This is a genomic window from Pseudomonas sp. FSL R10-2964, from assembly GCF_009600035.1.
GTDB lineage: Bacteria > Pseudomonadota > Gammaproteobacteria > Pseudomonadales > Pseudomonadaceae > Aquipseudomonas > Aquipseudomonas bubulae.
Genome location: NZ_WIWH01000045.1, coordinates 1 through 11898, shown reverse-complemented (window position 1 = coordinate 11898; position 11898 = coordinate 1). Strand labels below are relative to the sequence as shown.

Here is an 11898-nt window from a genome sequence, read left to right as displayed (position 1 = left end):
GTTTCGGGGTGATGGTTACACGTTCTGTGGGAGCGGGCTTGCTCGCGACGGGATCGCTGCGGTGTAACAGGACAATCGCGGGCAAGCCCGCTCCCACAGTGCCCAACAGTTAGAACGCAATGCTATCGCTGCGGATCCGCGAATCGAGGTTTATTGCCCCTGTCTTTCAGCCATGGCCTGGGCGAAAGCGCCGGGCTCCAGTACCAGGGAAAGGCGCTGGTCCATCAGGTCCGTCTGGTTACCTTCGAACAGGGTGTTAAGTACACGTTGATTGATCTGTGAAAGTTGGCTATCGAGAAATTTCGCCGTGTCGGCCGAGAACTCCCGGTGCTCGATGCCATTGATTTTTTCCATGTTGTAAATGGCCAGGGCCGGCAGCAACGATGTTTCTACATAGTTGTACTCGTGGGTATCCCTCAGGTGCCGGGTTTCGTCGGGGGTTAACGGCTGGTTGTTCTGTTGCCTGGCGTTGAGGAACGTACTCAGGTTTTCCTGCAAGTCCAGCACCTGAAGTTGCGCGATGCGCAGGTCAATGGACGCCTTGAAGGCCTCGACACTTTCAAAGTGCAGTGAAGGCAAGCTGGTGAACGCTTCTTTGTAATAAGCAATGGACGTATCTGTCGTCGGCACGCCCGTGTGGGCCAGGGTCAATGTAGTCCCCATATAGGCAGGGGCTGTATCAACACTGTGCGGCAGGGCAATCGGGAAATGATTGATGTCACCCTTGGCATAAATTTCATTTTTGAAGGGAACCATCACGGCTTCGTTTACAAGCGTTGCCCCCCTGGCGCCCTGGGTTGTTTGCGCACTCGATGCGCCAAGCACGTATTTGTTGAATTTGTCTTTGGGGTCATGGGGCTGCGAGACACTGCGTTCTTCGTAATTGACGTTGTTGTAACCACCAGTAAGCACATTGCTGGCCAGCGTCCAGCGATGACGGTGGGGGATGTCTTCGCCTCCAAGCCCTGTGCCGCGCACACTGTAATTGTGGAGTCTTAAATTCCAGTTTCTGCCTGTCTCCTTGTCCCCGGACATCAAATAAATCTTGTCGAAAAGTTGAGTCCGAGCAGAGTCTTTTTTGCTCTCCTGCAGTGCGCTTTCATCCTCTTTCAAGTGTCGCAGTATGCCAATCAAATCTTTTTTGGTAATGAAGTCGATATCACCGGTTACTCCGGCCTTGCCGGCAAATCCCATTTCCTTACCTTGATCGAATGACAGATAGCGCCGGGATATTTCCTGGTGGACACGATCGTATATTTCTTTGGGTGTACAGCAAGGTGGGGCGGCGGGAATGGCGCCGGCGCTGATGTGTGAAGTCCCCCGGGCAACGCTGTCCGTGGGGGTAAACCTGAAGGGGGAAATCGAGCTGAGATCTTTCATGTGTTTTCGTTCGTTCGATCGAATGGTGGTCATCCTTCGTGGGAAACAACATGTGAACGGTCAAGCAACACACTCCGGGAGCAGGGAGGGTATCGGCGACCGTGCAGTCCATTACATGTCTCGCAGTCTGTGGCCCGGGCTGCAGGGCGGGTTCCACAACGTGCAAGCGAACTGTTACCGGGGGTTAACAGGTACAAAGATCGCAAGTGTTATTGATAAGGCATCATGTCTTTATTGCCGTGAAAGTGTTTATTGGATGTGAGTATGTATTCGGTTCAGTACGCTAATAATTAAGAGGGCTGTTCGTCTTTCCTTGTTATTTTCTTACACTTTGATATTTGTTTTGTTTTTAGTTCAAGGGCAAAGTTTGCGGCCCAATGGCCTGTTGCGTCGCCAGGTTTGCTACTGGTTTGCGAGCCTGTGCGTGCCTTCTCCATGCCCCATCTATCCAAGTGCACTATTAATGAGGTGAGCATCATGTTTATTTCCAGGTCAGGTACATCGCTCGATGCGGTATATGGCATCGACAGTCAAGGTAAGCCAGATGCCGTTGCTCAAAGCAGTCCCCATGGTGTTGCCCTGACGGATGTACAAAGACAGATGATCACCAACAGCAAGTTTTTTGAAGCGGGCGCCAGCATGGCCTTGTTGAACCAGCCAGGCAGGATAGGTGAAGTGTTCGACCAGCACGCCGCACAACTGGCAACGGTGTTGCGTCAGGGGTTGAGCGAGCAAAGCGTGGCGGGTGGGCTTGCCGTCCATTACAAGGGACGGGAGCAGCCGTTGCGCGATGTTCTGCAGGCCACCATCGAGCCTTTGGCAGCACAGTCCGACCAGATTGGTCGGCAGATGAAACCCGGGCAGGCGCTGCAACCGTGGTTGATCAACACGCTGCAGACTCCTCTGGCCGGATGTACAGAAGGGTTCGACAAGCAAAACCATGTTGACCTGCTGACTAAAATCCGTGCGTCGAGCGCTTTTGGCAGCACGATGTGCCAGTTGATGGCCCCCGTAGAAGACGAGAGTCAACCCGGGCTCTATGCGCAGCACAAACAAGCCAATACCGCGGCTTGCGTGGCCTTGCTGCGTGAGGCTGGTCTTGATGCGCAGGCAGATCAGTTCGCTGATCGTTTCAAGGAGTTTTCAAGCAAGACGCGTACGCCGGCCTTTGACAATCCGCTCAGTCGTGCCCGCAGTGAACGGATGCCTATGGTGGAAGTCGGCGGGGAGTTGCGGCCGGTGAAGGGAGTTTATGAAGATGCGGCCAAGCTCAAGATGGGGTTTGGGCTGGTGGTACAGAACACGGTCGACCCGCACAGCACTGAGCAGGCCGCCTTGCGCAAAGCGCTGGGTGATCGCAATCAGAATCTCAATGCAATTCCCCGTCAAGGTGCGCCGATTGCAGACCTGACCCGGCCTTTCACCATGTCAGAGGCTGAAATGGAGAACGTGCCGCCAGCCTATTCCCAGCAAGGCCTGACCGGCATGCTGGAGCATTTTTCAATGCTGCATGGCGTGGGTATCAATCGCTGGCAGCCCTTTGGCACATTCGCAATGGAGTCCAACCTCAAGGGTCTGCCATCTGCGGGGGCGCAATCCGGCAGTACCTGTGACGTGCTGCTGGCGCTCAACACGTTGAACCCGGATAGAATCTATGGCAATGAACACATGGTGCTGGCGGCCGGGCTGGGTATTGCCGCCTTCATGAACTTTGGCGGCTACCATACCTTTGCCGAAACATTCCCGATTGCAGAGGCCGTTGCGGCTAATCGCCCCTATGTCCCCACCAACCTGGCGGCTACCAATCAGATGGACTTGTATCAACGCATCGAGACAGCAGCGCAAACGGCCAGCCCGCAAGGTGCAAAACAGCTTGGGCAATTCCGTCGCAGTCATGCTCAAGTGCTTGAGGGGTTACGTCACAATCAGCCGGATGGGCAGCAAGCCTTGGGTGCTGGCGTTGATTTCTACGCCACTGCGCAGCAGATAGCCGATTGGCGCAAATGACCGCGTAACTCCCCACCCCTCCAAAAAACAAAACCCCCGTCAAACCCACCTGTTGCCAGGGTTTAACGGGGGTTTTGGGTCAGGCGGTTTGACCCGCCTGCCAGCTCAGCTTATTGGCAAGCTTCGCAATCCGGCTCGTCAATGGCGCAAGCCTTTGGCACCGGTGCCGGGCCGGCTGGGGCCGCAGCAACGTCTTCACTGTTTTTGCCGCTCGATACTGCGTTGAGCTTGCCGGTGTTGACGGTGGACTTCTCGGTGCTGGTCGCAGCCAGGGCACGGAGGTAGTAGGTGGTTTTCAGACCACGGTACCAGGCCATGCGGTAGGTCACGTCCAGCTTCTTGCCCGAAGCGCCAGCGATGTACAGGTTCAGCGACTGCGCCTGGTCGATCCACTTCTGACGACGGCTGGCGGCGTCAACAATCCACTTGGTGTCCACTTCGAACGCAGTGGCATACAGCTCTTTGAGCTCTTGCGGGATGCGTTCGATCTGCTGCACGGAACCGTCGTAGTACTTCAGGTCGTTGATCATGACCGAGTCCCACAGATCGCGGGCCTTGAGATCGCGAACCAGGTACGGGTTGATCACGGTGAATTCGCCCGACAGGTTCGATTTCACATACAGGTTCTGGTAGGTCGGTTCGATCGACTGCGATACGCCGGTGATGTTGGCGATGGTGGCGGTCGGTGCGATGGCCATGATGTTGGAGTTGCGAATGCCTTTTTGTACACGGGCGCGAACCGGTGCCCAGTCCAGGGATTCGTTCAGGTCAACGTCGATGTACTTCTGGCCGCGCTGCTCGATCAGAATCTGTTGCGAATCCAGCGGCAGGATGCCTTTGGACCACAGCGAACCCTGGAACGTCTCGTAAGCGCCACGCTCGTCAGCCAGGTCGCAGGACGCCTGGATCGCGTAGTAGCTGACCGCTTCCATCGACTTGTCGGCAAATTCCACGGCGGCTTGCGAAGCGTAAGGAATGTGCTGCAGGTACAGGGCGTCCTGGAAACCCATGATCCCCAGACCAACCGGACGGTGCTTGAAGTTCGAGTTGCGCGCTTGCGGTACCGAGTAGTAGTTGATGTCGATCACGTTATCGAGCATGCGAACGGCGACGTCGATGGTGCGCTTGAGCTTGTCGGTGTCCAGCTTGCCGTTGACGATGTGGTTCGGCAGGTTGATCGAGCCCAGGTTGCAAACCGCGATTTCGTCCTTGTTGGTGTTCAAGGTGATTTCGGTGCACAGGTTCGAGCTGTGAACCACGCCCACGTGCTGCTGCGGGCTGCGCAGGTTGCACGGGTCTTTGAAGGTCAGCCAAGGGTGGCCGGTTTCAAACAGCATGGACAGCATTTTGCGCCACAGGTCTTTGGCCTGGATGGTCTTGAACAGCTTGATCTTGCCCGGGTACTGGGACAGTGCTTCGTAGTACTCGTAGCGCTCTTCGAAGGCCTTGCCGGTCAGGTCGTGCAGATCCGGTACTTCGGACGGCGAGAACAGGGTCCACGGGCCGTCATCGAAGACGCGCTTCATGAACAGGTCAGGGATCCAGTTGGCGGTGTTCATGTCGTGGGTACGACGACGGTCATCACCGGTGTTCTTGCGCAGCTCGATGAACTCTTCGATGTCCATGTGCCAGGTTTCCAGGTAGGCACATACAGCGCCTTTGCGCTTGCCACCCTGGTTAACGGCTACGGCGGTGTCGTTCACCACTTTCAGGAACGGTACAACGCCCTGGGATTTGCCGTTGGTGCCCTTGATCCACGAACCCAATGCACGTACCGGAGTCCAGTCGTTGCCCAGGCCACCGGCGAATTTCGACAACATGGCGTTGTCGTGGATCGCGTGGTAGATGCCCGACAGGTCGTCCGGCACGGTAGTCAGGTAGCAGCTGGACAGCTGCGGACGCTGGGTACCGGCGTTGAACAGGGTCGGTGTCGAGGCCATGTAGTCGAAAGACGACAACAGGTTGTAGAACTCGATGGCACGGTCTTCTTTCTGCTTCTCTTCGATCGCCAGGCCCATGGCCACGCGCATGAAGAAGATCTGCGGCAGTTCGAAACGCACGCCATCGTGGTGGATGAAGTAACGGTCGTACAGGGTTTGCAGGCCCAGGTAGGTGAACTGCTGATCGCGCTCGTGGTTGATCGCCTTGCCCAGTTTTTCCAGGTCGAAGGTGGCCAGCACCGGGTTCAGCAGGTCGAACTCGATACCCTTGGCGATGTAGGCAGGCAGGGCCTTGGCGTACAGGTCAGCCATCTCGTGGTGGGTGGCGCTGTCAGCTACTTTCAGGAAGCTCAGGCCTTCGGCGCGCAGGGTGTCCATCAGCAGGCGCGCGGTCACGAACGAGTAGTTCGGCTCACGCTCTACCAGGGTGCGGGCGGTCATCACCAGGGCGGTGTTGACGTCGCTCAGCGCTACGCCGTCGTAGAGGTTTTTCAGGGTTTCGCGCTGAATCAGCTCGCCGTCCACTTCTTCCAGACCTTCGCAGGCCTCGGAAACGATGGTGTTCAGGCGACCCATGTCCAGAGGGGCGAAGGTGCCGTCGGCACGGGTGATGCGGATCGACGGGTGAGCCTGCACGGCGTCTTCGGCCGGTGCGCGGTTGGCGCGTTCCTTGGAGCGTGCGTCACGGTAGATCACATAGTCGCGGGCCACTTTTTGCTCGCCGGCGCGCATCAGGGCCAGTTCTACCTGGTCCTGGATTTCTTCGATGTGGATGGTGCCACCCGATGGCATGCGACGCTTGAAAGTTGCGGTGACCTGTTCGGTCAGGCGCGCAACGGTGTCGTGAATGCGCGACGAAGCGGCAGCATTGCCGCCTTCAACTGCGAGAAACGCCTTGGTGATGGCAACGGTGATCTTGTCATCGGTGTAAGGAACCACAGCCCCGTTACGTTTGATCACGCGCAGCTGGCCTGGCGCGGTCGCAGACAGATCCAGATTTGAATCGGTACCCTGCGAGTTCTCGCGAGTTGTATCGGTTTGCATGGGGGTGTCTCCACATTCTCTATGTTTGTTTGGGCGCCTTTTGGGTGCCCACCGTTCCGTCCTGAAGCACTACAACCGGTAATGAACCGGGCATAACAACTTCGGGACGTACAGAAGGGGGGGTTAAGCCGCTTCCGTGCCGAAGTCTTGATTCACGCAGACCGCGTGAAACCGTATTCCTGTTGGATGACAGTATTTTTACTGCAACACCCGGGCCGCTTTCCGACCTTTGGGCTGGAAAACGGTTGCCATCCGCATAAGCGGTTTGGACTTTGAAAGCTGCGTTTGATTTAACCCGACAGGCGCGAGAAAAGGGCTTGAAATTCTCGTCTGAGTTGTGTTGGGTTTTTGGCCTAAAACCCTACATATGGGGTTTTTTGGCGAAGCTGATACAAGATATGCGTTTTATAGGGGTTGTGCAACGTACTGCCTGTGGATAACCCTGTGTGTAAATTGTGTGTGAAAGCTTGGAGATCCACGTAGGCCGCACTGCACCGGCATTTAGCCGTTTGTCACCGGATTTAGCCGGGACAAATCCTGTGTGCCGGATTTTGAGGGCGCGAACCCTACCACAAAAAACAGCGCTGTCCGAACGCATTTTCAGGCGGGTGCAAAGATAGGAAAGGTCAAGCACGGATTGTTGCGGGGAAGGGCCGGGAAGGCGGCGTGGAGCCTTCCCGGCAATTACGCGAAATTACTGCAACTGGAAGCTGTTTTGCTGGACGTTTTGCGAGTCCAGGCCAATTTGTACGTTGAATTCGCCAGGTTCGGCGACATGCTGTAACTGCGCGTTGTAGAACTTCAGGTCGTTCTCGCTGAGGGTGAACTGCACGACTTTCTGCTCGCCGGGGTTGAGCATGACCTTCTCGAAGTTCTTCAGCTCTTTAACCGCTCGGCTCATGGACGCAGTAACGTCCTGGATATACAACTGAACCACCGTTTCGCCAGCACGCTTGCCGGTGTTTGTTACGGTGACGCTGGCCGTCAGGGTTGCGCCCGGCTTCAGGGTTTTGGCCGACAGGCGGACATCTGAAAGGCTGAAGTCGGTGTAGCTCAAACCATAGCCAAACGGGTACAGCGGGCTGTTGCCCTCATCAAAGTACTGCGAGGTGTAGTTGCCCGGTTTGCCCGGCGTGAAGGGACGGCCAATGCTCAGATGGCTGTAGTAGGTCGGGATCTGGCCAACGGAGCGTGGGAAAGTGATCGGCAACTTGCCGGAGGGGTTGTAGTCGCCAAATAGCACGTCGGCAATGGCGTTGCCGCCTTCAGTGCCGCTGAACCAGGTTTCCAGCACGGCATCGGCCTGCTGCTGTTGCACATCGATCGACAACGGGCGGCCGTTCATCAATACCAGCACCAACGGCTTGCCGGTGGCTTTGAGGGCCGTAATCAGGGCGCGCTGGCTGGCAGGAATGTCCAGATTGGTGCGGCTCGACGACTCGTGGGACATGCCCCGCGACTCACCTACCACAGCAACCACCACGTCGGCCTGCTGCGCAGCCTTGACGGCTTCGTCGATCATGACCTGCGCCGGGCGCGGGTCGTTGACCACTTCGGGTGCATCAAAATTGAGGAAGTTGAGGTAGTCGACGACGCTTTGATCGTCCGTGATATTGGCACCACGGGCGTAGATCAGGTTGTCCTGTTGGGCGATGGCATTGCGCATGCCGTCAAATACGGTCACCGATTGCGCAGGCTGACCGGCTGCGGCCCAGCTGCCCATAATATCAATCGGGGCTTTGGCCAGCGGGCCAACCAGGGCAATGCGCGCCTGCTTGTTGAGGGGCAGGGTATCGTTCTGGTTTTTCAGCAATACCAGGCTCTTGCGTGCCACTTCACGGGCTTCGGCACGATGCAGGCGGCTGTCGGCCTTGGTGTCGGCCGGGTCATCTTCGGCCTTGCCGATACGCAGGTACGGGTCGGCAAACAGGCCCATGTCGTATTTGGCTCCGAGCACTTCACGTACGGCATTGTCCAGATCGCTCTGCGGCACTTCGCCGGACTTGAGCAGGCCGGGCAGCTCTTCACCGTAGGCCTTGTCGTTCATGCTCATGTCGATACCGGCCTTGATCGCCAGCTTGGCGGCCTCGCGGCTGTCCTTGGCCACGCCGTGTTTGATCAGCTCGTTAATCGCGCCGTGGTCGCTGACTGCCACGCCTTTGAAGCCCCAGTCCTTGCGCAGCAAATCCTGCATCAGCCACATGTTCGAAGTGGCCGGCACGCCATTGATCGAGTTAAGGGCCACCATCACGCTGCCCGCGCCTGCCTCAATAGCTGCGTGGTAAGGCGGCAGATAGTCCTGAAACATGCGTGTCGGGCTCATGTCCACAGTGTTGTAGTCCCGGCCGCCTTCTACCGCGCCATACAGGGCAAAGTGCTTGACGCTGGCCATGATATTGCCGGGCAGGGCCGGGGATGCGCCCTGATAGGCCTGCACCATCACCTTGGCGATGCGCGAGACCAGGTAGGTATCTTCGCCAAAGCCCTCGGAGGTACGGCCCCAGCGCGGGTCACGGGCGATGTCGACCATCGGCGCGAAGGTCAGGTCGATACTGTCGGCGCTGGCCTCCCTGGCGGCGATGCGGCCGCTCAGGCCGATGGCGTCCATGTCCCAGCTGGAGGCCAGGGCCAGGCTGATCGGGAAAATCGTTCGGTGGCCGTGGATCACGTCGTACGCGAAAAACATCGGAATCTGCAGGCGACTGCGCATGGCGGCGTCTTGCATCGGGCGGTTTTCGTCGCGGCTGATGGAGTTGAACGTACCGCCGATGCGGCCCGCAGCAATTTCCTTGCGGATCATCTCGCGGGGCATTTCCGGGCCGATACTGATGAGGCGCAGTTGGCCGATCTTTTCATCGACGCTCATCTTTTTCAGCAGCTCAGCGACGAACACGTCTTTGGGGGGGAGCGGGGCGGCCGGGGTTTGAGCCCAGGCGGTGTGACTGGCCAGGCTGATGACGATGCCCAGCAAACACATATTTCTCATTGGATTCTTCTGCGCAGCCGCTCACTTGAAGCGAGGGAGACCCACGCTCGTGCAGCGATATTGTTCTTGGGAGGTATCAGGAGTACTCGAATCAAAGATTTGACCTACCTTTAGAACGGAGTATTCCTGCATGGCAGGCAGTCTTTTAGCTGATTCGCCGCGAGCAATCCAGTATTGCCGGGAGTTATTAGGCGTGGTGTGTGGTCAATAAACCCAATGTTGTTATTTCGGAGCGTTGCAAGCATGGGCATACAAAGTTTTAAAGCAGTGGGCTGGAAAGCCCTCGCCCTTCTGGCCTTGAGCAGTCTGCTGGCGGGGTGCGGGATCAACACCATTCCCACCCTCGACGAGCAGGTCAAGGCGGCCTGGTCCCAGGTGCAGAACCAGTATCAGCGTCGTTCTGACTTGATCCCCAATCTGGTCGAAACGGTCAAGGGTGCAGCCAAGCAGGAGCAGGCCACCCTGACCGCGGTGATTGAAGCGCGGGCCAAGGCCACCTCGATCCAGGTTGATGCCAGCACGCTGAACAACCCGGAAAAACTCAAGCAGTTCCAGGACGCGCAGAACCAGCTGACCGGAGCTTTGAGCCGGTTGATGGTGGTGTCCGAGCGCTACCCTGACCTTAAATCCAACCAGAACTTTCTGGCGTTGCAATCACAGCTAGAAGGTACGGAAAACCGCATCAGCGTGGCGCGGCGCGACTTTATCCTCGCGGTTGAACGCTACAACACCGAGATCCGCACCTTCCCGGGGCGTTTGTGGCATGCGGTGATGTACAGCGACCTGCCGGTGCGCTCCACATTCGAAGCCACCACCCCGGACGCCGACAAAGCGCCGGAAGTGAAGTTTTAACGGCCTTATACCGTTCCCCCCCCTGTGGGAGCGAGCTTGTTGTGGGAGCGGGCTTGCTCGCGATGGAATCAACGCGATTTGCCTGACAGACCGCGCCGCATGTATCGCGAGCAAGCCCGCTCCCACAATGGATAACAAACGTTCGAGGTAGCGATGCGCGTATCAAGACTGGGGTTGGGCCTGTTGCTGTGGCTATTTATAGCCACGGCCCAGGCGCTGACCTTTCCCGCGCTCAGCGGGCGGGTAGTGGACGAGGGGCAAATGCTCACGCCCGCCACCCGCGAGCAATTGACGCAAAGCCTGCAGGCTCACGAAAAGGCCACCGGCGAGCAAGTGGTGGTGGTCACCGTGCCTGACCTGCAGGGCATGCCCATCGAAGACTACGGCTACCAACTGGGCCGTGCCTGGGGTATCGGGCAAAAGGACAAAAATAACGGCGCCTTGCTGATCGTGGCCCGCGACGACCGCAAGTTGCGCATCGAGGTCGGCTATGGCCTTGAGGATCGCCTCACCGATGCCCAGGCCTCGGTGATTATCAACCAGATCATCACCCCGGCCTTTAAAACCGGGGACTACAACCAAGGTATCAGCGACGGTGTGGGTGCCATCCTGCAAGTATTGGGCGGCACGCCCCTGGCCGAACCGGCCTACGCCAGCAGCCAGGGTGACGGCAGCGACTTTATGGCCGAGCACCCCGGGGGGGTGATGCTGCTATTTATCCTGTTTGTACTGGTGGTTGCCGCCTGTCAGTTCTATGGCATCTGCAATTCGGGTGGCAGTGGCGGTTCGCGCTCCGGTGGTTTTGGCGGTGGCGGGTTCGGCGGAGGCGGTGGTGGCGGTTTTCGCGGCGGTGGTGGCAGCTTCGGCGGCGGCGGAGCCTCTGGTGGCTGGTAATTCACTTTTTAACGAGTACGAGACTTATGGCTTTATTAACCCCCGAGCAACAACGGCAGGTCGAAGACGCGGTCACCCGTGCCGAACAGCACACCGACGCCGAAATCGTCACCGTGCTGGCTCCCCGTGCCGATGACTACAGCTACATCCCCTTGCTATCGGCCAGCCTGATTGCCTTGGTGCTGCCCGCCGTGGTGCACTTCTTGAACAGCGGCCTGGCGACTTACACTCTGCTGATGCTGCAATGGGCCAGCTTTGTCTTTCTTAGCCTGATCTTTCGCATCCCGGCCATAACCACGCGCCTGATTCCGCCCCGCGTGCGGCATTGGCGTGCGAGTAACCTGGCCCGGCGCCAGTTTCTCGAACAAAAACTGCACCACACTGCTGGGCGCACGGGTGTACTGATTTTTGTCAGTGAAGCTGAACGTTATGTCGAAATACTGGTGGATGAAGGGATATCCCGCCATCTGGACGACAGTGACTGGGGCACTATCGTCAGCGATTTCGTACGCCGCGTGGCGTTGGGGCATACGGCAGAAGGTTTTATCACTTGCATCGATGCCTGCGCTGAAGTGCTCGCACAGCACATACCCAAAACCCAAGCGCGCAACCAACTGCCGAATCGGTTGGTGATGTTGTAATCATTTTCTTAGTGGCTTTGATATTTCCGACACTTTGATGAGAAGTGTCGGGCTTTTGTAAAGTTATCTTTATGGTTGGCGGTTGCAGGAGCTGAGTGCAACACGGTTATTGAATTGAAGCCGGAGCATCATGCCGCATAGCCAAGGCTTCCTG

7 protein-coding genes are annotated in these 11898 nt (G+C 57.6%); 4 read left to right on the top strand and 3 right to left on the bottom strand.

Annotation, left to right across the window (positions count from 1 at the left end; all coding sequences use genetic code 11):
- Positions 1-150: 150 nt before the first annotated feature.
- Entirely contained in the window at positions 151-1380 is a 1230-nt protein-coding gene (locus GHN92_RS20750) for a hypothetical protein (RefSeq protein WP_153381026.1), read from the bottom strand.
- Positions 1381-1857: 477 nt separating this feature from the next.
- On the opposite strand from GHN92_RS20750, the gene GHN92_RS20745 reads away from it, so the two are divergent.
- A complete protein-coding gene (locus GHN92_RS20745; protein ID WP_095019242.1) occupies positions 1858-3387 on the top strand; it encodes a hypothetical protein in 1530 nt (509 codons plus the stop codon).
- 110 nt (positions 3388-3497) lie between these two features.
- Here the strand turns inward: GHN92_RS20745 and GHN92_RS20740 are convergent, their stop codons facing one another.
- Both GHN92_RS20740 and bglX read right to left on the bottom strand, forming a co-directional pair.
- On the bottom strand, positions 3498-6371 hold the full coding sequence (locus tag GHN92_RS20740; RefSeq protein ID WP_095001817.1) for a ribonucleoside-diphosphate reductase subunit alpha: 2874 nt from the start codon (positions 6369-6371) through the stop codon (positions 3498-3500).
- A gap of 694 nt (positions 6372-7065) precedes the next feature.
- Positions 7066-9357, bottom strand: a complete 2292-nt coding sequence (gene bglX, locus GHN92_RS20735; protein ID WP_130872071.1) for a beta-glucosidase BglX — start codon at positions 9355-9357, stop codon at positions 7066-7068.
- A 243-nt stretch (positions 9358-9600) separates the two neighbouring features.
- Here bglX and GHN92_RS20730 point away from each other — a divergent pair, with 243 nt between their 5' ends.
- The 3 genes from GHN92_RS20730 (at position 9601) to GHN92_RS20720 (ending at position 11744) form a co-directional block, all read left to right on the top strand.
- Complete coding sequence (locus tag GHN92_RS20730; RefSeq protein ID WP_095019250.1) at positions 9601-10209, top strand: LemA family protein; 609 nt, start codon at positions 9601-9603, stop codon at positions 10207-10209.
- A gap of 153 nt (positions 10210-10362) precedes the next feature.
- Positions 10363-11103, top strand: coding sequence for a YgcG family protein (locus GHN92_RS24355; protein WP_095022961.1), 741 nt, complete (start codon positions 10363-10365; stop codon positions 11101-11103).
- 26 nt (positions 11104-11129) lie between these two features.
- Positions 11130-11744: a TPM domain-containing protein gene (locus GHN92_RS20720; RefSeq protein ID WP_153381024.1), complete on the top strand. Its 615-nt coding sequence runs from the start codon at positions 11130-11132 to the stop codon at positions 11742-11744.
- Positions 11745-11898: the final 154 nt, after the last annotated feature.